The organism is Nocardia sp. NPDC051052 (genome assembly GCF_044456045.1).
GTDB lineage: Bacteria > Actinomycetota > Actinomycetes > Mycobacteriales > Mycobacteriaceae > Nocardia.
Map to the genome: position 1 here is coordinate 156,641 of NZ_JBITFL010000001.1, position 22,496 is coordinate 179,136.

The following is a 22,496-nucleotide window of genomic DNA, read 5'->3' on the forward strand; positions in this document are numbered from 1 at the left end:
GTCAGGCGGCGGGGCCGTCGTAGGCGAGCAGGGTGCGCAGACCACGGGCGAGGGTCTGCGGGTCGAGGTCGCCGATTATCAAGTGCTGCAACATGAATCCGGGCAGCACGCCCATGAGGGCGGTGGCCGTCGCATGCGTGTCGGCGTCGGCGGCGAGCCAGCCCGCGTCGCGCATGCGCTCGGTGTATTCGTAGCAGCAGCCGCGGATGCCGAGGATCGCGTCCTTGACGTACTCGGCGGCATCGGCGTCTACCAATGCCAGCGCCCACGCCTGCGGGGCTAGTCGCAGCGGGCCCTCGGGTCCGCTGTTCGCGACCATGTGCTCGGCCATCGCGGCGACGAAACGGTCCGGCGTCGGCAGGGGATCGGCGTGGATCAGTTCGGTCATCAGCGCGCGCAACGGCACCGTCGTCTGGGTGGCCAGCGCCGCAATGAGATCGTCTTTGCTCTTGAAGTAGCGGTAGATCGCCCCGGCGGATAATCCCGATTCGGCGAAGACGTCCTGCATGGAGGTCTCGTGGAAGCCCTTGCGGGCGAAGCACAGGCGCGCGGCGTCGAGGATCTGTTGTCTGCGGCGTTCCAGGTGCTCTTCGCTGACCTTAGGCATGCCTACAAAGTAAAACGAACATCCGTTCTTGACAAGTTCCGGGGCGCGGGCGACGATACGTCCATCGAAAGAGAACGGTCATTCGATTTACGGGAGAACGTCATGACCACCACCCAGCGAGCGCTCGCCGTCGGCGTCGGCGCCGCACTGCTCCAAGCGCTGATGCTGATCGCCTTCGCCTGGCCCGCCGCCAATATCGCCCCGCGCGACCTACCCATCGCCGTCACCGGCCCGCAGGCCGACCTGGTCGTGACCCAGCTCGCCGCGCACAACCCGGACGCGTTCGACATCGCGCGCCCGGCCGACGAAGCCGCCGCGCGCGCCGCCATCGAAGACCGAGCGGTATACGGCGCCATCGTCACCGGCGACGGACCGCCGCGCGTCCTGATCGCCTCCGCCGCGAGTCCGGCTGTCGCGCAACAACTCACGCAGATCGGCCAGCAGCTGGCCGGGGGACCGGCACCGCGGGTGGACGATGTGGTGGCCGCCGACTCCGACGATCCGCGGGGCACCGCGTTCGGCGCGATGGTGCTGCCGTTGGCGTTGTCGGGCATCGCGGCGGGCGTGCTGCTCAGCCTGCTGATCCCGACGGTCGGCGGAAAAGCGTTGGGGCTGGTCACCTTCGGTGTGGTGGGCGGTCTGCTGAGCATGGAGATCATTCAGGGCTGGATGTCGGTGGTGCCGGGTTCCTACCTCGAACTGTCCGCCGTCGCCGGCCTCGTCTCGTTCGCCGTCGCGGGTGCCGTCGTCGGACTCTCCACCGCGATCGGGCGGGCCGGTATCGGCATCGCCGCGCTCACCATGTTGCTCATCGGCAACCCGTTCTCCGCCGCCACCTCGGCCCCGGAGCTCCTCCCGAAGCCCTGGGGCGCCATCGGCCAGTTCCTCCCGCCTGGCGCCGCCGCCTCGCTGCTCCGCTCGGTCGCCTTCTTCGACGGCGCGGGCGCGGGCAAACCACTTGTGGTACTCCTGATTTGGGCACTCGCCGCCTTGGCGCTCCTCGCCCTTGGTGCACTGCTCAGCCGCCGCCCCGCCGAGACCTCCGCCCCCGCAACAGTTTCGGTCGCCGCTGGCTGAGTCGTCTGCGTGGAATCTACCGGCGGCACCGCCTCGATCAGGTCTTCGTTACCGAAGGTGGCGTTGATGGAAGAGACCAGGTGAACCGGCAAAACGGCCCCGGAGATATTCTCCGGGGCCGTTCGAGCGGCTCAGTCGTGGACCGAATGCGATTTCGGCCTGGTGCGGATCAGCTGACGGTGAAGGCGAGGGTGGGGGCGGTGGCCGCTCCCTCCTCCTTCTGGCTGTTGTAGGTCAGGACGTAGCTGCCGGTTGCCGGGGCGGGCACGACGAAGACGACGTAGTCCTTCGCGTTGTCGATGGTCTTGTTCGCGTCGAGCAGTTCGTTGATCGGGCTGCGGTCGTTGGCGACGATGCTCTGGCCGTCGGGGGTTTTCAGCGAAAAGTATTCGGTGAAGATGTTGAGGCCACCGGCCGAGATGCCGGATCCACCAATGATTTTGATGTGCAAGGCGAGTTCGTCTTTACCGTGCTCGTCCTTGGTGTAGCTCGGGCTGAGTTTGCCCGCGGTCACCTGGATGGTGGTCTGGTCCTGCACCAGCGTGCCGGTGACGGGGAGCGTCTTCGGCTGCACGCTGTCCACCTTGCCGGCGGCGCTGAGCGGGATCTTGGTCTGGTTGTCCGCGGCCTGGCCGTACACCACGGTCATCGTGTCGATCAGGTGCTCGGCGTCCTTGGCGGACTTGACCGATGTGGTCACCTTGCCCGCGGCCGAGCCGCCGCCGGGCACCGTCGGGTTGTCCCACAGCGCGCCGCCGTCGACCTCGTTGCCGACCAGCAGCGCGGTGTTGTTGCTCATCGTCTCGTTGTCGAGAGTGGTGTTCTTGTAGGTGATGTCGATCAGCACCTTCGCGCCGCCGAATTCGTCGGGCACCACGGTCGCCTTGTTGACGGTGATGTCGAAGCCCTCGAACCAGCCCGTCTTGCCGACGGTCCGCACCGTCGACTGGCTCGCGTTGTTGCTACCCGGCGTGCCGTTGGCGGCCACACTGGTCGCCGGTGTCGCCGAGACCGGGGTCGCCGCGCCGTCCTTGTCGTTGCATGCCGTCAGGACCAACGCGGCCGCGCTGAGCATCGCCGCAGCTACTGCGGCGGTGCGGATTCGACGGTTACGCGCCGGAACTACAGATGAAATCAGGGTCGTACGCACGCTGAGCCTCCCGGAAATATGCAAACCCCAGAGCGCGACACCCGGGTCGGCCGGGCGTTCGTGGGTTCGCGTTGAAATCTGCACGGGAAGGAGCAGTGTTAACCAGGGCTCGGTCCGCTGAGTGAACCGAAGCGTGGACTACATCGTGGTCGGGCCGTCGCCGTCGCCCGCCGACGCACAGGACTCGCAGGTGCCGAACACCTCCATGGTGTGGCTGACCTCGATGAAGCCGTGCTCGCGCGCGATGGCGCCTGCCCAGGCCTCCACGGTGGGGCCCTCCACCTCGACCGTGCGCCCGCAATGCCTGCACACCAGGTGGTGGTGGTGCCCGGTGGAACATTGCCGATAGACGGACTCGCCGGAGCCGGTGCGCAGCACATCGACCATGCCCGCGTCGGCCAGCGACTGCAGCGTGCGATAGACGGTGGTCAGGCCGATGCCCTCGCCGCGCTTGCGCAACTCGTCGTGCAACTCCTGGGCGGAGCGGAACTCCTCGATGTCGCCGAGCAGTGCGGCGATGGCACTGCGCTGTCTGGTGCTGCGGATGCCGACCGCCTTCTGCGGCACGACACTGTTCTCTGGCACGAATTACCCTTCCTCGGCGTGCGCGACGGCGTCGACCACGATATGCGCGAGATGGTCGTCGACGAGTTCGTAGAGCACCTCGCGACCGGACCGCTCGCCGTGCACGACGCCCGCGGACTTGAGGATGCGCAGGTGCTGGCTCACCAGCGGTTGGGTGACCCCGAGCGCGTCGACCAGCTCGTGCACACAGCGCGGCGACTCGCGCAGTTGCAGCACAATGGCGATGCGCACCGGTGCGGCCAGTGCACGCAGCAGCTCACCCGCGTCCTCCAGGACGGTGCGCGCCGGTACCGGCGCGGGCGCGGGCGAGCGGTACGGGTTGTGCGGATGGGCGGTGGCGGTCTCGGCGGTCATGGCACCAACTCCTTAATGGAAAGCGATTCCATTTTGATATGCACAGTTGCGCATGTCAAACGGGCGCGCCGGAGTGTGCCCGTTCATGGTGCCGCGCCAGAGGTTGCCCGTGCGGTGGAAAGTCGGTTGGGCAGGGCCGATAGTCTGTCTTCGTATCGTTGCGTACACGCAAAACAAAGGCCTGAACGCACAATCCGACTCGTAGTGGATGGAGAATTCTCGAGTGGCACCCAAGTCGAAGGTGGACACCGTTGCCAACCTCGCCAAGCGCCGGGGTCTGGTGTACCCGAGCGGTGAGATCTACGGAGGCACCAAATCGGCCTGGGACTACGGTCCGCTGGGCGTCGAGCTCAAGGAGAACATCAAGCGGCAGTGGTGGCGGTCCATGGTCACCAGCCGCGAGGACATCGTCGGCCTCGACTCGTCGGTGATCCTGCCGCGCCAGGTGTGGGTGGCCTCGGGCCATGTCGGTGTGTTCAACGATCCGCTGGTGGAGTGCCTGAACTGCCACCACCGCTTCCGGCAGGATCACCTGCAGGAGGCGTACGCGCTCAAGCACAAGATCGACGACCCGGACACCGTCTCGATGGAGCTGATCGCCTGCACCAGCTGCGGCACCGTCGGCAAATGGACCGAGCCGCGCGACTTCAACATGATGCTCAAGACCTACCTCGGCCCGATCGAGTCCGAGGAGGGCATGCACTATCTGCGGCCCGAGACCGCGCAGGGCATCTTCGTCAACTTCGCGAACGTGATGACCACCGCGCGCAAGAAGCCGCCGTTCGGTATCGCGCAGATCGGCAAGAGCTTCCGCAACGAGATCACCCCCGGCAACTTCATCTTCCGCACCCGCGAGTTCGAGCAGATGGAGATGGAGTTCTTCGTCAAGCCCGGCGAGGACGCGGAGTGGCACAAGTACTGGATCGAGACCCGCTTCTCCTGGTACACCGACCTCGGCATCAACCCGGACAACCTGCGGCTCTACGAGCACCCGAAGGAAAAGCTGTCGCACTACTCGGCAGGCACCACCGACATCGAGTACCGCTTCGGCTTCCAGGGCAACGAGTGGGGTGAGCTCGAAGGGGTGGCCAACCGCACCGACTTCGACCTCAAGACGCACTCCGAGCACTCGGGCACCGAGCTCAGCTTCTTCGACCAGACCACCAACGAGCGCTACGTGCCGTATGTCATCGAGCCCGCGGCCGGTCTGACCCGCTCGCTGATGGCGTTCCTGGTCGACGCGTACGCCGAGGACGAGGCGCCGAATGCCAAGGGCGGCGTGGACACTCGCACGGTGCTGCGCCTGGATCGCAGGCTCGCCCCGGTCAAGGCGGCGGTACTTCCGTTGTCGCGCAACGCGGATCTGACGCCGAAGGCGAAAGACCTTGCCGCACAGCTGCGCCGGAACTGGAACGTGGAGTTCGACGACGCGGGTGCCATCGGCCGCCGCTACCGGCGGCAGGACGAGATCGGCACCCCGTTCTGCATCACCGTCGACTTCGACACCCTCGACGATCAAGCGGTGACCATCCGCGAGCGGGACTCGATGGCGCAGGAACGGATCGCGCTGGACAAGGTGGAGGGCTACCTGGCCCAGCATCTGCTGGGTTCCTGAGGCTTTCACGAACGGCCCGCACCGGGTGATCGGTGCGGGCCGTTCGTCGTTCAGTGCTTCGGCGGGAGCGGCGGCGTCGGTGGTGTCGGCGGTAGCTCCGGACGCTGCGACCCGGAGCCGTTGCCGCGCACGGTGATTCCGATCGCCGTCGGGATGAGCAGCGCCATGCCCCACGGCACCGCCACCCAGAACGGCCAGAAGTAGCCCGCGCCGGTGGCCACCCAGATCAACAGGGTCAGCATGTTCACGAAGACCCACGGGATCCACATGATCACGACCCACTGCGGGATCCGGCTGGTCGGCACCATCGCGCGCGAACCGCGTTGCGCGGGCAGGTCGGCCAGCACCGGCGTCAGCTCGCCGTAGGTCCTGGCGCTGTATACCTGCTGCAGCCGATCGTCGTACTCGTGCAGCGTCAGTCTGCCCTCGTTCATCGCGTGCCGCAATTGTTCGACGATCTTCTCGCGGTCCGCATCAGACGCCCGCACATTCTCCGCACCCACGATTGCCAGCGTAGGGCCGTCGCGGACGATCCGCGCTTCAATTGCGCCCCGACATTCAGTGGCAGTGCGGCGCGGCCGAGTCGGAGCTGTCGTGGTGTACGGCCTCGCCGACGTGTTTTTGCCTGCCGAGCGGGGTGAGGTCCAGGTAGTTGTGGATGCCGATGTGGATGTCGCCGCCGCGAGCATAGGACGAGTAGGTGTGGAAGACGGCGCCGTCATCGTCGCGCCAGAAGACGCTGGTGCCTGGCTGTTCCCCGGTGAGTTGCCAGTCCTGTCCGCTGGCTTCGATCTCGTCTTTGGTGCGGAAGTTGTATTCGATCGGCGTGACCGACTCGTCCTGGGTGACGTGGTAGTCGTAGTTGAAATCGCTGCCGTACGAGGAGTACATCGGGAACGTCCAGGCCATGCGCTCGCGGTACCGACTCACCGTGTCCCATGGCCCGCGCGATACCACCGCGAACGAGGTGCTGGTGGTGCAGGTGGGCGAGGTGTCCGACGTTGTCCAGGAGGAACGCGCAACTCGGGCAGCCCGCGTCCAGATCCCAGCGCCACATCATGTGATAGACGATGAGCTGGCGGCGGTCCTCGAACAGCTCGCTCAGCGTGAGTTTGCCTGTCGCGCCTTCGAATACGTAATCCTTGTCGACCGCGACCATCGGCAGGGCGCGGCGTTCGGCGGCGAGCTCGTCCAGTCGACGGGTGAGCGCCTTTTCCTCGGCCAGCAGGCTTTTGCGGGCCGTCAGCCATTCGTCGCGGGTTGCGACGGCCGGACGGTTCATGGGGTTCTCCCTCGATTCGGGAACAGTGGTCTGTGTGGGTAGACGTGTCGGTAGCGGAGAAAGCATCGGTGGGCGGCACGCGAATGCGTTCAGCCGGATTGACGTCGCTAGTTTTCGAACCCGCTGCCGCGGGAATTAACCGGGCCGGGCGGGCCGTTGACGCTCGGGATGCCTTAAGTCACCGAAACGAGGAGCTCGACATGGCAAGAGCGGTGAAGTTCGATCGGTATGGCGAGATCGATGAGTTGAAGGTGGTCGAGGTGCCGACCCCGACGGCCGGGCCTGGGCAGGTGGTGGTCGCCGTGGTCGCGGCGGGCATCAATCCGGGCGAAGCGTACATCCGCGGCGGGGCGTTGCACGATCAGTGGCCCGCGACGTTTCCGTCGGGGGAGGGGACCGATTTCGCGGGGCGGATCGTCGAGCTCGGTGCGGAGGTCGGCGGTATCGAGGTCGGTGCCGAAGTGCTCGGGTTCACCGACGATCGTGCCAGTCACGCGAGTCACGTTGTGGTGCCTGTCGCACAGGTGACGCCCAAGCCCGCCGGGCTGGACTGGGATGTCGCGGGTTCGTTGTATGTCGCGGGCACAACGGCTTTCGCGACGATACGCGCGGTGGAGGCCAACGAAGGCGATGTGGTCGTCGTGTCCGGTGCCGCAGGGGGCGTCGGCTCGATCGCGGTGCAACTACTGCGGGCGCGCGGGGCCGAGGTGATCGGCATCGCCAGCGAGGCGAACCACGACTGGCTGCGGAAGGTCGGCGCGACGCCGGTCGCCTATGGCGACGGGCTGATCGATCGGCTGCGCGCCGCCGCGCCGAATGGTGTGGACGCGTTCATCGATACGTTCGGTGCCGATTATGTGGACATCGCCGTGGAACTGGGTGTGCCGGTTGAGCGGATCGACACCATCATCAACTTCGCCGCCGTGCAGAAGTACGGCGTGAAGGCAGACGGCAACGCTGCCGCGGGCACCATCGATGTGCTCACCGAGCTGGCCGATCTCGCCGCGGCGGGCACCATCGAGGTGCCGATCGCCGGTGTCTACCCGCTCGACAAGGTACAGGACGCGTACCGCGAACTGGAGCAGCGGCACACCCGCGGCAAGATTGTGTTGCGACCCTGACTTCCGCGTGCGGTAATCGGGGACGGCGCGGCTCAACGTGGGACGTCGAGTTCGTGGCGCATGCCTTCGAGGAACAGCGCGTTGGCGCAGCGCTTTCCTCGATCGCCAGGGCGCGGTAACGGCTCGATGGGCAAGCGGCGGGAGTGTCCGGCGCTGCTCAGCGTGGGACGTCCCAGAAGGCGAGTTCGTGGCGCATGCCCTCGCGGAACAGGTGTTCGGCGCGGTCTGGATCGGGGCCTGCTTCGTCGATCATCTGGGCGCAGCGGCGGGTGAGGGCGGCGAAGGCGGGGTCGGCGTAGGTGTCGACCCAGCGGCGGTAGCGCGGCTCGGCGGGCGGGTTTTCGGCGAGGCGCGCGCCCAGCGTGGAGTAGCCCCACATACACGGGTACATGGCGACAAGGCCCTCGGCGTAATCGGCGGCCGAGTCCAGTAGGAAGCCCGTATATGCCTTGCAGGCAACACCTTTGGTGACACCGCCGAGGTCGGCACCGAACTCCGCGGCCAGCGAACGGTGCAGTGCGAGCTCGTCGTGATAGGTGGCGTGCGCCAGATCCACCAGGTCGCCGAGGTGCGCGGCCGGGGCCTGCCAGGCCAGGCGGCTGAACACGCGGACGTAGTCGAGCAGGAAGAGGTAGTCCTGCTCCAGCCAGGAACGGAAGATCGGCTCGGGCAGGTCGCCCGCGGCGATGCCGGCCACGGTGGGATGGTCGAGCTGATGCTCGACCAGGGGACGGCCGAGTTCTTCCAGATGCGCGGCGAGACTCATGTCATCCAGTCTTGCGCATCCGTTCGTTTGCGCCCCGGCCGGTGTTGCCGCACGCTTGCGAGGTGTTGCGGGATGAGGATGAAGTGGTGCGCGTGTTGGCGCCGTCGGAACAGCGGTTTGTCCGGCACGGCACCTACACCGGCCGGTCGGTGTCGGTGGCGGGGGAGCTCGATGTCGCGGCGTTGAAAGAGGCTTTCGCCGCATTGCAGTTGGCGTTTCCGGTGGTGCTCTGCCGGATCGAGGAAGACGACGCCGGGGCGGGATATCTACTGCGCCCGAGGGGTTCGCCGGTTGGCGCCTCGGTGACCGGCGGTGCTGTGGAGACTGTGGGTTTGCCGGGGACTGCGGTGGACCCGGGGACGCAGCTGGCCTATCTGGATGCGGTGGCGTCCGGCGCGGGTCGGTGGCGGGTCACCCTGTTCGCGCATCACAGCATCGCGGATGCTGGGCATTGCGTCGAACTGTTGTCGCGGTTCTGGGGGTTCTATACCGACGTCGTCGAGTCGGTGCCGATAACCGTTGTGCCGCAGGAGTATCCGCAGTCGTTGGAGTGGCATGCGGCACGGCGTGGCATTGTCGCGGGTGCGGTGTCCGGCTTCGAGGATGTGACCAAGCCGCTGCCGGAGACGGCAGCGCCTGTCCCCGTTGGTGATTCGGCACCCAGTTCCCTTGCCCGGCCGAATCGAATTCGGCTGGACGAAGCTGCGACGGCGCGAATTGTGGCACTGGGCCACCGTCGGGGGGCCAGCGTCAACGGTTTGATCACGGCCGCACTGCTGCGTGCCTACGCGTCCGAAACATCCGGCGCTCCGGTGCCGTTGGGCGGCCTGTACCCGGTGGATATGCGGTCGCGGCTGGATCCGCGAGTGGCGCCCGCCGAGGGCACCAACATGGCCGGACTCGCGTCATTCGCCGCCGAGGTCGATCCCTCGGGCAGTGTTCTCGAACTGGCCCAACAGATTTCGGCGCGACTACATGCCGACTTGGCCAGTGGAGTCGTCCAACAGTCGGTATTGCACTTCCCTGACTTCTACGGACCGACCCGAATCCACTCGCTGGCCGGCCACGTCGCAATCACCAATACCGGTGCCGTGCCGCGATTCCGAACCCCCACCGGGCTCACCCTCACCGACTACGAAATCGTCTACCTCTCCGCACATCCCAGACCCTCGACCGGCGCCTCCGCCGCGATCACCTTCCTGGTCTACACCTTTCACGGCCAGCTGACCGTCGGCCTACTCGGCGTCGCCGCCGCGGACCGGCTGCTCGCCGCGGTGCGCAAAGATTTGACCGCGTTGTCGGCCATGGAGTTCGACAAGTAGCCGGGGGCGCTGAGGTGAAGCCGATGTCCGCCAGTGCTACTGGTAGCTGACGCGGGTGGGGCGCATGACCAGGACGACGCGTCGTGGATGGTCGGCGACGGGCGGTTCGTAACCCAGGCCGTAGCGGCGGGCGAGTACGTCGAAGAAGTCGCCGGTGGGGTCAGGCTCGGCGGCCTCCATGACGCCGCGGACTTCGAGGTAGCGGTAGGGCTGGTCGGGGTCGTTGATGCTGATCGCTACCTGAGGGTGTTTCTGGGTGTTGCGGTACTTCTGGCGATCGGTGGTCGTGGTGAAGCGCAGCACCTCGCCGTCCCAGAGGTACCAGATCGGCGTGACCTGTGGGTCGCCGTTGGCGGTGAGGGTCGCCAGGTGTCCGTAGAGCGGCCGGGTGAGCAGGTCGGCGTAGTTGTCGGGGATTAGCGGGTGGTTCATGTTTCGAACGTTATCGTGTGCGGTCGACGGCCTGCCTACCCCGGGTGAAACGCGCTGGCCGGTGCGCCGTTCGGGCAGAATGCAGGGTGACAGCGGACAATCGGGTTGGAAGCGGGTGTGCCAGCGGTGCTGACAAACGAAGACCGGAGCAGGGTCGGAGCGGCCGCCGTCGGGGTGGCGGCGCTCGGGGTCGGCGAGGCGATCGCCGCGACCAGGGGTGGTTCGCTGATCGACACAGTCGGGCGCGCGCTCATCGATGCCGTGCCGGTGCCGGTCGTCGAGGCCGCCGTCGCGATGTCCGGTCGGCACGACAAGGTGGCCACCCGGCTCGGGGTCGCCGCGGGTGTGGTCGCCGGCGCCGTCGGGCTCGGTGGTCTGCCCGAACGGCTGCGCACACCCGTCGCCGTGGCATCCGGTGCCGGTGCGGCGGTGTTGGCGACGCGCCTGTCGGCCCGTTCGACCTCGACCGTCGCCGGTGCGGTCGCGGCCTCCGGCGTGCTCGCCGCGGGCTTGCGCAGGCGGCCGCATGGACTGCTCGGCGCGCTGGGCTGGCTGGCGACGGGCGCCGGGATGTTCGCGGCCGCACACACCCTGCAGCACGATCTGGACCGCAAGCAGAACAACGATATTCGACGGATCGGCTCGATGGGCGCGCTGGGCGTGGTGCCGCAGGACGGGCTGGAAGACGAGCCAAGGCTGTCCCCGCTGGTCACCGCCGCCCATCGAATGTATGTCGCCGACGTCAATCTGCGCCCTCCCCGGATCGATCCGGCCCACTGGCGACTGTCCGTCACCGGCAAGGTCGCGCACCCCTTGCGCTTGACGCTGCATGAATTGGCCGAGGACGCAGTGGAATTCGACGCCGTCATGGTGTGCATCCACAACCATCCCGGTGCGGGCCGCGCGGGCAACGGCCGCTGGTTCGGGGTGCCGCTGTCCGATCTGCTGAAGCACGCGATCCCGGAATCCGACGCCACCCGCCTGGTCACCAGAGCCGTCGACGGTTACACGATCTCGCTACCGATCGAACCGCTGCGGTCCGGCGAATGGCCCGGCTACGTGGTCATCGGCATGAACGGTGAACCACTCACCCCAGCGCACGGTTTCCCGGCCCGCGTCTTCGTGCCGGGCCTGTACGGCCAATATACCGGCACGAAATGGCTTGGCGAACTGGAACTTACCGACGACACCCATGTCGACTACTGGCCGCGCCGCGGTTGGCCAGCAGGCCCACTCTGGATAACACCACAGGCCCGCATCGACGTAACCGCACCCGGCCGAGCCGCCGCGGGCACCACCACGATCGCCGGAGTCGCCTGGGCCCCGCCCCACGGCGTCGCCGGCGTAGAGGTGCGAATCGACGAAGGTGACTGGCACCCAGCCGATCTCGCCACTGAACTCGCCCCCGCCGCCTGGCGCCGCTGGCGCACCGCGGTAGAACTCCCGCCCGGCGACCACCGAATACAGGCCCGCGCGATCAGCCGCTCCGGCGAAGTCCAAGAAGGCCGGCACCGCCCCTCATTCCCCACCGGCCCCTCCGGCTACCACGCAATCACCGTGCACGCCTGAGCAACCGCACCCTCTCTCGGGATCTGTACCAAGATAGGGCCCTATTCCGAGTGCGGATCCCGAGTGAGAGTGCGGATTTCGACGGGTTACTTGGGGCGGATCGGTTCCTGGAGTTCGGTGACCCAGCCGGATGGGTCTTCGGTGTGGACCAGGGTTACCTCGCGGCTGAGGCCGCTGAGGCGGTAGCCGTTGTCGTCGACCCAGCGGCCTAGGGCCTGCCAGGGTTCCAGGACCTCGTCCATGCTGCCGCGGTGGACGACCGTGGCGGCCTGGGGGATGGCGGGGAGGTCGACGACGGTGAAATCGCGGGCTTCGCCGGGGTCGAGATCGACCGGCACGGCGGCGTGGGCTAGCACCGTACCGTCTTCGCGCTCTTCGTAATACGCGATGCCGCAGCCGACGATCGGTATGCCGGCGTGCTCCAGGCGTTTGCAGATGTCTTCGAACAGCGGACCGATGACCGGGCCGATCGATTCCGGCTCGAAACTACCGGCGACGGCGGACAATTCGGCGACTCGAACCGCCGGTATGGACTTGATGATCACATCATGCACAGGCATGGCGCCCTCTTTCTCGATGATGCGGAGCCGCGTTTCGACCTGGACCAACCTGGCGCGGTCGCCCGCGATGCGCTGTTCGAGCTCGGCGCGGCGCAGGGTCAGCATGCCACGCAGTTCCGCGCCGCTGACCTGGTCGTCCAGGATCTGGCCGACCTGCTCCAGGGTGAAGCCGAGATCCTTCAGTGCGACAAGGCGATTGAGCCGGGCCAGCTGCCCGCCGGAGTAGAAGCGGTAGCCGCTGTGCTCGTCGACCCGATCCGGGCGTAACAGCCCGATCGCGTCGTAGTGGCGCAGCATGCGCACCGACACCCGTCCGTGTCTGGCGAAGTCTCCGATGGTGAACATAACGACTCCTGGTCTATGACCTCACACGGTGTCAGGGTCAAGCGTCAGAACCGGCCGCCGCGGCTGATCCGCCGCGAACCAGTGGAACCGCCGTAGGAGCCCGCGCCCCAGCCGCCCGACCCGGATCGGCGTCCGCCGCTCGCGGCGCCGCGCAGCAGTCCGTCGATCAAGATGCCACCGAGCACCGCGCCCGCCTGCGACCTCCCCGACACCGGCTGTGCCGTTTCCCAGGCCCGCACGCTGGCCTGCGCGGCCTGCAGTGCGCGGCCGCCGAGGTCGGCCGCGGCTTGGGCGCTGGTCAGTGCCCGCGCGGGATCGGTGGCGCCGAGTTGTTGTGCCGCATCGAGATTGCGTTGCGCCTCGGACAGCCGGGTGCGTGCCTCGGCGTCGATGCCGCCGCGCCGGGTGGTGATGTAGTCCGATGCGGCGCTCACCCGGGAGCGGGCCGCGGTCAGCGCCTGGTCGAGGCGGCGGCGCAGATCCTCGATGGCGAGTTTGCGATCGGTGGCCGCGGCGATGGCGCGGTCCAATTCACCGTCGGCGGCGACCGCGTCGTGGAAGGCGTCGAGAGGGTCGGCTGTCGCGGTGGCCGCCGCCTTGTCCAGCGCGGTCTGCGCGGTTGCTGTCGCGGCCGCCAGCTCGGCGCCGCCATAGCCGGAAAGCTCTGTGGCGGAAGCGATATCGCGGCGCAGTTCGTCCAGTACCGCGGCCAGGCCGTCGCGCGCCTGCTGGATGCTGGTGGACGCGTTGTCGATGCCGTCGAGCAACGTGCGGGCCTGGCCGACCGCCGCCTCCGCCGAGCGGATCGCGGCGACCGCCCCGCCCTGCTTGCCCACCGGCTGGGTGAGCGCCGCGCGACCCGCGTCGATGTTCTGCTCCGCGAAGATGATTCGTTCGCGCGCCATGGTCGCGTTGTCGTGGATCGGGGCGAGCACGCTGGCCGGGTGTGCGGCGGTGAGCCGGGAGAGCTCCGCCTCGGAGGCGGGCAGGCGGCTCTTCAGTTCGACGAGATCCCTTGTCAGCCCGTCCAATCGATCGGCGGCGTTGATCAGCAGATTGCGCATGGCGTCGAATTCGGCGACCTGGGCGTCGAGTTCGCGGTCGGCTCGCCCGACCGTGCCGATCAGGTCGACCAAGAGCGTGCGCTGCTCGTCCGGCGTTTCCGGGATGTCGTCGTCGAGCTGCTGCCTGATCGAGAAGGCTTTGGCGGCCGCGGCTTTCGCATGATCGAGCGCGGTGTCGAAGGGCAGGGCGGCGGTGGTGCCGAACTCGCCGGTCGCCAGCTCCAACTCCTCGGCGCTGGTGCGGATCGCGTTATCGATGTCGACCAGCGCCTCCCGTGAGCGTGCGTGCAGCGCCGCCAACGGCAGCGCGGCCAGCGCGGTGGTGTTGTCCGGGTCCACCGCGCGCGCCACCGCGAGCTCGTCCTTCGCCCGGTCGCGCCGCCGCTTGCGCGCGAACAACAGCAACCCGCCAACCACCAGCACGACCAGCACGCCGATGACGAGCAGAAAGCCGACGTTGACGCCGCCGCCCCGCATCGCCGACTTCAGCCCGTCCGCCGTCGCGATACCGGCATCCGCCCACCGACCGTCTCGCATGGCGGGCTCCACCTCGCGCGTCAGCAGTTTGTCCAGCTCGGCATCGCTGACACCGCTGGGTAATTCCCCGTAGAACCAGTACGACCGATCCTTTGTGGCGACCGCGAGCATCAGGTCGCGATTGCCGAACCCGGATTCCGACGCTGTGCGCTGCGCCCACGCCTCCGGCCCGAGCCCACCGAAATCGCGCACGTACACCACCCACAGCCGCACCTGCTGGTCGGCATACAGCTGATCCACCGCCGACTGCACCCGATCGAGCTGCCCGCCGTTCAGCGCCTGCGCCGAATCGACGACGTAGGTGTCCATCCGCAGCGGCGGCTCCGCCACCGCCGTCGGCGCACCGACCAGGGCTGCTCCGGTGAACAACACGCTGAGCACCACCCAGGACGTCCAGCGGGCAACACGATTCGGCAGCGACATAGCACGAATCTATCGCGCGACCCGTCCGTGCGGCTGCTGGTCAACGCCGCGACCAGAAGTTCGGAGCCGGACACCACGCGCTTCGGCTGAGATCGGCCGAGCGTGGGAGAACGCGCGGAATGGCAGGGGATCGCGCCGGTCGATAGCATCGACGGTGTGATCAACATAGATCGCCCGTATACCGGTCATGTCTCGCCGGGTTCCGATCCGCAGCAGCATGACGTTCCGGGTGCCCGCATCCTCAAGATGTCCGTCGGCGGCATGAACAACAACTGTTACCTCGTGCAATGCACGACCACCGGAGCGGCGCTGCTCATCGACGCCGCGAACGAGGCCGAACGGGTCGAGGAACTCATCGACTTCGTGGCACCGGGCCAGGTCTGCGTCATCGTCACGACGCATCAGCATCCCGACCACTGGCAGGCGCTGAAGCAGACGACCGCCGCCACCGGAGCGCCCACCGCCGCACACGAACTCGACGCCGACCCGCTCCCGGTGCGCCCCGACCGCCTGCTCGCCGACGGCGACCACATCGCCATCGGCGACCTGACCTTCGAAGTCATCCACCTGCGCGGCCACACCCCGGGCTCGGTCACCCTGGCCCTCACCGACGGCGACCAACGCGTCCACCTGTTCACCGGCGACTCGCTGTTCCCCGGCGGCCTCGGCCGCACCACCAGCCCCGCGGACTTCGACTCCCTCTACCACGACGTCACCACCAAACTCTTCGCCCGCTACCCCGACGACACCGTCGTCTATCCCGGCCACGGCGACGACACCACCCTCGGCACCGAACGCCCGCAGCTGGCCGAGTGGCGGGAACGCGGCTGGTAGCCGGGATCCGGACCTACCCGACTCAGGTAGATCCCCGAACAACCCGAGCGAAGCACCTGTACTGGCAGACTTGGGGAGTGGATTCGCCAACGATGCGCGCTCGAGCCGATGCGGCGCCCGGTCCCGTTCCGCCGCGAGGCTACGGCGCGGGGCTGCTCCGGTGGATTCGCCGACTCATCGTCGGCTCGGTGTTGATGGGGTTGGTGCTGGTCGGCGGGACGGCGTTGCGGGTGTGGCAGGTGGCGCGCATCGACGATTACACGACGGCCGATGCCATCGTGGTGCTCGGCGCCGCGCAATATTCCGGCACCCCGTCCTCGGTGTTCGAGGCGCGACTCGACCAGGCGTACCGGCTGTTCCGGCTGGGGGTGGCGCCGCGGGTGATCACGGTCGGCGGGAAGCAGGAAGGTGACCTGTACACCGAGGCGGCGTCCGGCAAGAACTATCTGCAGTCGCGTGGGGTGCCGAGCGACAAGATCCTGGCCGTCGAGACCGGGTCGGACACCTTGCGCAGCATCGAGGCGGTCGCGACGGCCATGCAGGCCCGCGACATGGGCTCCGCGGTGCTGGTGAGCGATCCGTGGCATTCGCTGCGCACCCGCACCATGGCCCGCGACGAGGGCCTCGACGCGTGGACCGCGCCGACCAGGACCGGGCCCGCGGTGTATACCCGCGAGTCGCAGGCGCACGGAATCGCCAGGGAGACAGGCGCTTTGCTCTGGTATCAGCTCACCCATTTCGCGGCGGACTTCCGATACACGGCGGGACAGTAGTGGACGGCTATACCGAACACGATTATGAGCGGCTCGTCGTCGAGCGCGCCAAGACCGCCGGGCTCGGGCCGCCGCGCAGCGAATTCGAGTCCGGTCACCGCACCGAATTCGCCCGCGACCGCGCCAGGGTGCTGCACTCCGCCGCACTGCGCCGCCTCGCCGACAAGACCCAGGTGATGGGCCCGCGCGACGGCGACACCCCGCGCACCAGGCTCACCCATTCGATCGAGGTCGCCCAGATCGGTCGCAGCATCGCCGACGGCCTCGGCTGCGACCCGGACCTGGTCGATCTGGCCGGGCTGGCCCACGACATCGGCCACCCGCCGTACGGCCACAACGGCGAACGAGCCCTCGACGTCTTCGCCGACGCGCACGGCGGTTTCGAGGGCAACGCGCAGAATCTGCGCATCCTCACCCGCCTCGAACCGAAGGTGCTCGACGCCGACGGTGTCAGCGCAGGCCTCAACCTGACCCGCGCCTCCCTCGACGCCGCGCTCAAATACCCTTGGGGCAGAACGGGTCCCGGCACCAAGTTCGGCGCCTATGACATCGATACCGAGCGCCTCGACTGGATTCGCAAGGGCGCTCCCGAGCGTCGCCGCAGCCTGGAATGCCAGATCATGGACTGGTCCGACGATGTCGCGTACTCCGTGCACGACGTCGAGGACGGCGTGATCGCGGGCCGCATCGACCTGCGCGCGCTGGCCGACCCCGCCGAACAGGACGCGCTGGCCAGCCTCGGCAGGCACAAACACTATTCCCTGTCGGCGGACGAATTGGTCGCTGCCGCCCAACGACTTTCCGAGCTACCCGTGGTCGCCGCGGTCACCGTGTACGACGGCACCCTCGCCAGTTCCGTTGCGCTCAAACGACTTACCAGCGAACTTGTCGGCCGCTTCGCCACCGCGGCCATCCTCGCCACTCGCGAGACCGCGGGCAGCGACCGCCTCTCCCGCTACGGCGCGGACCTCGAGGTTCCGCACGTGGTCGCCGCCGAGGTGGCCGTGCTCAAAACCGTTGCCCTTCGTTACGTCATGTCCGATCCCGATCACAAACTTCGCCAAGCCGCCCAGCGCGACCGCGTCCACGCCGTCGCCGAGGGGCTGCTCGCCGCCGCGCCACGGAGTCTCGATCCGCTGTTGCTGCCGTGGTGGGAGGCCGCCGCCGATGACACCGCGCGGGTGCGGGTGATCGTGGACCAAATCGCCTCGTATACCGAGAGCCGACTGGAGCGGGTCGCGGCCGAGTTCGGGGCCTGAGTTCGGCGTCGCTGATTTTCGTCGCGCCGCTCGATGTGATCCGGATCATCGTGGCGGCAGCCGTCATGTGCCGCCGCACCTGGCTGGTTCGACTCGACGATGTATCAGGAACTGAAGGCGCCGCAGCGGTCCGGCTCGCGCGCCGACTCGAGCTTCTTCGGGGACGGGCGTCGGAGAAGATGTCGAGCGAGCAGCCATAGGTGAAAGACGTCGGTCCCGACGGGTACGCTCACTGCCGTGCCCGGACGACTCCCTGATCGCGATATCGCGGCGATACGTGACCGCGTCCGCATCGAAGACATTGTGGGGGAGTACGTCGCGCTGAAGCGCGCGGGCGCCGACTCCATGAAGGGGCTGTGCCCGTTCCACGACGAGAAGTCACCGTCGTTCCACGTGCGGCCGAATCACGGCCTCTTCCACTGCTTCGGCTGCGGCGAGGGCGGCGACGTCTTCGCGTTCCTGCAGAAGATCGACCACGTCGGCTTCGTCGAGGCGGTCGAGCAGATGGCCGACCGGCTCGGCTATCAGATCAACTACGAGGGCGGCGGCACCTCGGTGCAGCGCGATCGTGGCACCCGTTCGAGGTTGGTCGCCGCCAATGCCGCCGCGCACGAGTTCTACATGGCTCAGCTGCGCGAGCCCGGCGCCGAGACGGCGCGCAAGTTCCTCACCGACCGCAATTTCGATGCCGCCGCCGCGGAGCAATTCGGCTGTGGCTACGCGCCCGCGGGCTGGGACACGCTGACCAAACACCTACTGCGCAAGGGCTTCGAGTTCAAGGAGCTGGAGGGCGCAGGCCTGTCCAGGCAGGGCCAGCGTGGGCCGATCGATCGGTTCCATCGCAGGCTGCTCTGGCCGATCCGCAACCTCGGTGGCGACGTCATCGGGTTCGGCGCGCGCAAGCTCTTCGACGACGACACCATGCCGGGCAAGTACATCAATACCCCGGAAACGATCCTGTACAAGAAGTCTCAGGTGCTGTTCGGCCTGGACCTGGCCAAGCGGGACATCGCCAAGGGGCATCAGGCCGTCGTCGTCGAGGGCTACACCGACGTGATGGCCATGCACCTGGCCGGTGTGAAGACCGCCGTCGCCTCCTGCGGCACCGCCTTCGGCGACGAGCACCTCGCGCTGCTGCGCAGGCTGCTGCTGGACGACAACTTCTGGCGCGGCGAGATCATCTACACCTTCGACGGTGACGCGGCGGGCCAGGCGGCGGCGCTGAAAGCCTTTGCGGGCGACCAGAAGCTGGCCGGACAGACCTACATCGCGGTGGCGCCCGACGGGCAGGACCCCTGCGAGCTACGCCAGCACTCCGGCGACGGCGCCGTTCGCGACCTGGTGGCCCGGCGAACCCCGCTGTACGAGTTCGTGATCCGCGGCCTGCTCGCCGACCACAACCTGGACACCGCCGAGGGCCAGGTCGAGTCGCTGCGCCGGGCGATTCCGGTGGTCGCGCAGATCAAGGACAACGCGTTGCGCAAGGCGTACGCGACGAAGCTGGCCGGGTGGGTCGGCTGGGACGACATTCAGACCGTCGTCCGCCGGGTCGGCGACGAGGCCAAGCGCAACCGAATGGGCGGCGGTAGCGCGGGTGGACGGCAGGTGCCGGCCGCCCGGCAGACCGAGGTGGTCGCCGAACATCCCGCGGCGCGGCCGAGTCCGAACGATCCGACGCTGATGCCGCAGCGGCAGGTGCTCGCGGCCGCGCTGCAATATCCGGCGATGGCCGGGTCGGTGTTCGATTCGCTGGAGGCCGACGCCTTCACCCATCCTGCCTATGCGGCGGTTCGGCTGCTGATCTCCGAGGTCGGCGGCACCGGGACCGGGCTCGGCGGAGCCGAGTGGGTCAACGCGGTGGCGGATCGCACCGACGACCTGACCATGCGTGCGTTGCTGTCCGAGTTGGCGAACGAGCCGTTGCCGGTGAAAAACGCGGCCGGTATTCCCCGGTTCGTCGCCGGTGTGCTGGCGCGGACCCAGGAGGCCTGGGTGGGGCGGCAGATCGCCGAGCTGAAGTCGAAGCTGCAGCGAGTGTCGTCCACTGAGCAGCCGGACGCTTACATGGCGCTGTTCGGGGATCTGGTGGCGTTGGAGCAGTACCGCAAGAGCCTGCTGACGCAGGCCATGGGTAACCACAACGACTTCGCAACCGGGGCTTAGTAACTCGCGTTCGGTGTGGTGGGGAGTAGCTGAATCAGGTCCATCCCGTTGCGGTCGTGTTCGATACGCGCGGCGCGAACTCTCCAGCGACCGGGACCGAGTGGAATAGGCGCTTGGTCCGGCAGTATGCCGTCCGGGTTCGGCGTGTTCAGGTCGAGGCCGGGATAGACGGAGTCCATCAATACAGCCGGTCCGTCGATCTCCCAGATGCCACATTCCTGCCACTCGATGGCTTCGTGCGCGAGCGTCGCCTTGGCGTCGGCAATGAGCTCGTCGTCATCGTCGGCGTAGTACAGGCGGAGGAAGCAGCGATGCTCGGGGAGGTAGCACGTGGTGGATGGCTCGTCGCCGAGGACGAGGGCTTGTGTGCCGTTCTCACCGACCGTGATCAGCGCGGCGTAATCGTGTATTACGCAGGCGCGGTCGTAATCGTCGACGGTCTCACCGGTGCCGCCTATCCGCCCTTCCGGAGTGCTGCCGGTCCACAAGTCCAGCGTGGAAAGCGGGACGACAACGAGCGCTCCACCCAATGAGGCCACCCAGCGGACGGAACGTTCAGGCGAGTCGAGTGCAGTGGAGGTTTCGCTTATGTTGGGCACGTCCTCAGCGGCGCAGCTGATCCTGCGGCACGAGGATGGTGGTGCGTTCGTCCAGCGGCTCCATCGGTTCCAGCCGCGGCTTGGTGCTGAGCTTGTCCGACAACCGCTGCCTGCCGACCAGCACCAACTTGCGGGTCACCGGGCTTTCCGACAGCGCACGGGTCGCGGCGCTGATCTGCTCGTAGCGAGCCCGCCCGGCCTTGCTGCCGAGTACATACCCGGCCGCCACGCCGATGATCAACCGCAGCATCTCGATGTGCTCCTCCCAGTTGCCTGTTCGCGGCTCTATCCTGCCCGACGCGCGGTGGCCGTGTCGATCCGGATAGGCTCACCACTTCCCGGGCAGTGGAAAGGCAAGACCAGGACCACGTTTGGTGGTGGAACCTCGGCGAAGGGATAGGTCCGCCGGAAAGGACGGTGTCGGCCTGGCCGGGCTACTTCGAGTGACCCGACCAGGGGTCGAGACCGGACGTTGCTCAGGCGGCGAGTTCTTCTCGCTTGGCCCGATGCTCCTCGCACAGCTGTCGCGTGCTCCGGCGGATGAGCGCCGGATCCAATCGTTGTGCGAATGTCAGATTCTCGTTGCGCCAGCAATCGCCGCATGCGAATTCGCTCATGTCGGCCTCCTCGTTCCTTTGCTCAGCGGGTTGCTGAGGAGTGCCCACTTCGCCACCTGCTCAGCACTATGTGTTCATACTCGCCCCCGATGGTGGCCGTACCGTTACTTCCATGTGAGAACGGTCGAACACGCCCGGTTTCATGAACCTCTCATCTGCCGCGTCGACAGTGGGCGGCATGCAGCACGGAACTCGAGACATCACATTCGCGGCGGCCGCCGTACTCCTGGGCGGGCTGCTGCTGGCCCCTCGACTGCTGCCAGAATTCGGCGGGATTCGCCAGCTCGTCGGCAGTTTTCTGCCGTGGCTGCTCGTTCCCGCGCTGCTGCTCGCCGCCGTAGCACTCGGCACCGGCTCCCGGATCGGCCTCGCCGCCGTCGTGGCGCCGATCCTGGCATGGTCGGTGCTATTCGTGCCGCAGCTCATCGAACGCCCCCACGGCGGGTCTTCCACCGACGCGTTGCGTGTCGCCACCCAGAATCTCGGCGCACACGGCACCGCCGCCGAATTGACCGACGCCGCAATAATTTCGGTCCAGGAACTCACCGACCGCAACCGCCCATCCGTCGCGGCCGCCTTGAATCCAGACCACCCCCACGTCGCCACAGTCGGCACCGTCGGCCTCTGGAGCCGCTATCCCCTCGACGACGTCGAACGCCTCGACCTAGGCCAAGGCTGGGCCCGCGCCCTACGCGCCCGAATCGACACTCCCACCGGCGACGTCACCGCCTACGCCGTCCACCTGGGCTCCGTTCGATTCGGCGAAACCGAATCCCGCAACAGCACCCTGCGCACCCTCACCGACCTGATAAACCGCGACCGATCCGACCGCCTACTAATCCTCGGCGACCTCAACACCGCCTCCACCGACCCCGAACTAGCCGCCCTCACCCACACCCTCCAGGACGTCCGCACCGGCCTCGGCTTCACCTGGCCCGCCGACTTCCCCCTGACCCGCCCCGACCACATCCTCACCCGAGGCTTCACCCCCCTTGACGCAACCGTCCGCCGAACCCCCGGCAGCGACCACCGAGCCCCCACCGCCACCCTCGCATGTCAGCAGGTAGCGACGCGATTTGGGCAGCGCCCGCCCATACGCTAGAGTTTCTCCTCGGCCCGCCTAGCACAGACGAGCCGAGGATAGTCCCCTATAGCTCAATTGGCAGAGCAGCCGACTGTTAATCGGCAGGTTTCTGGTTCGAGTCCAGATGGGGGAGCAGTGACCAGGGCGAACGGCAACGTTCGACCCTGGTTTTTTGCTTTCGGGGGTAGAACGACACGCTTTCTGCGGGCGAGTGCCGGAGTTGCGGCAATCGTCGGCTGGGTCGGGGTATCTAGCGTCGCGTGCGTTGCGTTGGCCGTGACACTGACTGTCGCGACGACTGCGAGAACACCGAGAAGAAGACATGGCCGGGACCGCGAGATCGGGGTGCCGGGGCGTA

General features: G+C 67.5%; 22 protein-coding genes, 1 tRNA gene and 1 pseudogene. 11 read left to right on the forward strand and 13 right to left on the reverse strand.

Going from position 1 to position 22,496, the window contains the following annotated elements; all coding sequences use genetic code 11:
- Position 1: 1 nt before the first annotated feature.
- Complete coding sequence (locus ACIBCN_RS00745; RefSeq protein ID WP_396989353.1) at positions 2–607, reverse strand: TetR/AcrR family transcriptional regulator; 606 nt, start codon at positions 605–607, stop codon at positions 2–4.
- A gap of 102 nt (positions 608–709) precedes the next feature.
- Between ACIBCN_RS00745 and ACIBCN_RS00750 the strand changes: the two genes are divergently transcribed.
- On the forward strand, positions 710–1,684 hold the full coding sequence (locus ACIBCN_RS00750) for a hypothetical protein (protein WP_396989354.1): 975 nt from the start codon (positions 710–712) through the stop codon (positions 1,682–1,684).
- A gap of 169 nt (positions 1,685–1,853) precedes the next feature.
- On the opposite strand, the gene ACIBCN_RS00755 is transcribed toward ACIBCN_RS00750, so the two are convergent.
- The 3 genes from ACIBCN_RS00755 to ACIBCN_RS00765 form a co-directional block, all read right to left on the reverse strand.
- Positions 1,854–2,834, reverse strand: coding sequence for a hypothetical protein (locus ACIBCN_RS00755; protein WP_396989355.1), 981 nt, complete (start codon positions 2,832–2,834; stop codon positions 1,854–1,856).
- A gap of 138 nt (positions 2,835–2,972) precedes the next feature.
- Positions 2,973–3,419 (reverse strand): Fur family transcriptional regulator, encoded by a 447-nt coding sequence (locus tag ACIBCN_RS00760; RefSeq protein ID WP_396989356.1) that lies wholly within the window; start codon positions 3,417–3,419, stop codon positions 2,973–2,975.
- 3 nt (positions 3,420–3,422) lie between these two features.
- On the reverse strand, positions 3,423–3,773 hold the full coding sequence (locus ACIBCN_RS00765; protein ID WP_378680133.1) for an ArsR/SmtB family transcription factor: 351 nt from the start codon (positions 3,771–3,773) through the stop codon (positions 3,423–3,425).
- Positions 3,774–3,996: 223 nt separating this feature from the next.
- On the opposite strand from ACIBCN_RS00765, the gene ACIBCN_RS00770 reads away from it, so the two are divergent.
- Entirely contained in the window at positions 3,997–5,388 is a 1,392-nt protein-coding gene (locus tag ACIBCN_RS00770; protein ID WP_396989357.1) for a glycine--tRNA ligase, read from the forward strand.
- A gap of 50 nt (positions 5,389–5,438) precedes the next feature.
- Here ACIBCN_RS00770 and ACIBCN_RS00775 read toward each other — a convergent pair whose 3' ends face one another.
- Positions 5,439–5,891: a DUF1707 domain-containing protein gene (locus tag ACIBCN_RS00775; protein ID WP_396989358.1), complete on the reverse strand. Its 453-nt coding sequence runs from the start codon at positions 5,889–5,891 to the stop codon at positions 5,439–5,441.
- Positions 5,892–5,946: 55 nt separating this feature from the next.
- Positions 5,947–6,736, reverse strand: a pseudogene (locus ACIBCN_RS00780) (DUF899 domain-containing protein).
- A gap of 134 nt (positions 6,737–6,870) precedes the next feature.
- Between ACIBCN_RS00780 and ACIBCN_RS00785 the strand changes: the two are divergent.
- Entirely contained in the window at positions 6,871–7,791 is a 921-nt protein-coding gene (locus tag ACIBCN_RS00785) for an NADP-dependent oxidoreductase (RefSeq protein WP_396989359.1), read from the forward strand.
- Positions 7,792–7,948: 157 nt separating this feature from the next.
- On the opposite strand, the gene ACIBCN_RS00790 is transcribed toward ACIBCN_RS00785, so the two are convergent.
- Positions 7,949–8,557, reverse strand: coding sequence for a TenA family protein (locus ACIBCN_RS00790; RefSeq protein ID WP_396989360.1), 609 nt, complete (start codon positions 8,555–8,557; stop codon positions 7,949–7,951).
- 62 nt (positions 8,558–8,619) lie between these two features.
- Between ACIBCN_RS00790 and ACIBCN_RS00795 the strand changes: the two genes are divergently transcribed.
- Positions 8,620–9,879, forward strand: a complete 1,260-nt coding sequence (locus tag ACIBCN_RS00795; protein WP_396989361.1) for an acyltransferase — start codon at positions 8,620–8,622, stop codon at positions 9,877–9,879.
- 36 nt (positions 9,880–9,915) lie between these two features.
- Here ACIBCN_RS00795 and ACIBCN_RS00800 read toward each other — a convergent pair whose 3' ends face one another.
- The gene (locus ACIBCN_RS00800) at positions 9,916–10,311 is read right to left on the reverse strand and encodes a PPOX class F420-dependent oxidoreductase (RefSeq protein WP_396989362.1); all 396 of its coding nucleotides are present in this window, start codon (positions 10,309–10,311) and stop codon (positions 9,916–9,918) included.
- Positions 10,312–10,437: 126 nt separating this feature from the next.
- Between ACIBCN_RS00800 and ACIBCN_RS00805 the strand changes: the two genes are divergently transcribed.
- Positions 10,438–11,880, forward strand: a complete 1,443-nt coding sequence (locus ACIBCN_RS00805) for a molybdopterin-dependent oxidoreductase (protein ID WP_396989363.1) — start codon at positions 10,438–10,440, stop codon at positions 11,878–11,880.
- Positions 11,881–11,966: 86 nt separating this feature from the next.
- Here the strand turns inward: ACIBCN_RS00805 and ACIBCN_RS00810 are convergent, their stop codons facing one another.
- A complete protein-coding gene (locus ACIBCN_RS00810; protein ID WP_396989364.1) occupies positions 11,967–12,785 on the reverse strand; it encodes a MerR family transcriptional regulator in 819 nt (272 codons plus the stop codon).
- 44 nt (positions 12,786–12,829) lie between these two features.
- Positions 12,830–14,809, reverse strand: a complete 1,980-nt coding sequence (locus ACIBCN_RS00815; RefSeq protein ID WP_396989365.1) for a TPM domain-containing protein — start codon at positions 14,807–14,809, stop codon at positions 12,830–12,832.
- Between the two features lie 156 nt (positions 14,810–14,965).
- Here ACIBCN_RS00815 and ACIBCN_RS00820 point away from each other — a divergent pair, with 156 nt between their 5' ends.
- From ACIBCN_RS00820 to dnaG, 4 genes are all read left to right on the forward strand, one after another.
- Complete coding sequence (locus ACIBCN_RS00820) at positions 14,966–15,643, forward strand: MBL fold metallo-hydrolase (RefSeq protein WP_396989366.1); 678 nt, start codon at positions 14,966–14,968, stop codon at positions 15,641–15,643.
- 92 nt (positions 15,644–15,735) lie between these two features.
- Positions 15,736–16,416 (forward strand): YdcF family protein, encoded by a 681-nt coding sequence (locus tag ACIBCN_RS00825; RefSeq protein ID WP_396989367.1) that lies wholly within the window; start codon positions 15,736–15,738, stop codon positions 16,414–16,416.
- Entirely contained in the window at positions 16,416–17,675 is a 1,260-nt protein-coding gene (locus ACIBCN_RS00830) for a deoxyguanosinetriphosphate triphosphohydrolase (RefSeq protein WP_396989368.1), read from the forward strand. Before ACIBCN_RS00825 ends, ACIBCN_RS00830 begins: the two co-directional genes overlap by 1 nt.
- Positions 17,676–17,912: 237 nt before the next feature.
- Complete coding sequence (dnaG, locus tag ACIBCN_RS00835; RefSeq protein ID WP_396989369.1) at positions 17,913–19,838, forward strand: DNA primase; 1,926 nt, start codon at positions 17,913–17,915, stop codon at positions 19,836–19,838.
- Here dnaG and ACIBCN_RS00840 read toward each other — a convergent pair.
- The 3 genes from ACIBCN_RS00840 to ACIBCN_RS00850 all read right to left on the reverse strand — a co-directional run bounded on the left by ACIBCN_RS00840 (position 19,835) and on the right by ACIBCN_RS00850 (position 21,054).
- The gene (locus tag ACIBCN_RS00840; RefSeq protein ID WP_396989370.1) at positions 19,835–20,377 is read right to left on the reverse strand and encodes an Imm21 family immunity protein; all 543 of its coding nucleotides are present in this window, start codon (positions 20,375–20,377) and stop codon (positions 19,835–19,837) included. The genes dnaG and ACIBCN_RS00840 overlap by 4 nt on opposite strands.
- Positions 20,378–20,441: 64 nt before the next feature.
- Positions 20,442–20,687, reverse strand: coding sequence for a hypothetical protein (locus ACIBCN_RS00845; protein ID WP_396989371.1), 246 nt, complete (start codon positions 20,685–20,687; stop codon positions 20,442–20,444).
- Between the two features lie 226 nt (positions 20,688–20,913).
- Positions 20,914–21,054, reverse strand: coding sequence for a hypothetical protein (locus ACIBCN_RS00850; protein ID WP_191094305.1), 141 nt, complete (start codon positions 21,052–21,054; stop codon positions 20,914–20,916).
- A 178-nt stretch (positions 21,055–21,232) separates the two neighbouring features.
- Between ACIBCN_RS00850 and ACIBCN_RS00855 the strand changes: the two genes are divergently transcribed.
- Both ACIBCN_RS00855 and ACIBCN_RS00860 read left to right on the forward strand, forming a co-directional pair.
- Positions 21,233–22,156, forward strand: a complete 924-nt coding sequence (locus ACIBCN_RS00855; RefSeq protein WP_396989372.1) for an endonuclease/exonuclease/phosphatase family protein — start codon at positions 21,233–21,235, stop codon at positions 22,154–22,156.
- 42 nt (positions 22,157–22,198) lie between these two features.
- Positions 22,199–22,271: transfer RNA gene (locus ACIBCN_RS00860), tRNA-Asn, on the forward strand.
- The last annotated feature ends 225 nt before the right edge of the window (positions 22,272–22,496 follow it).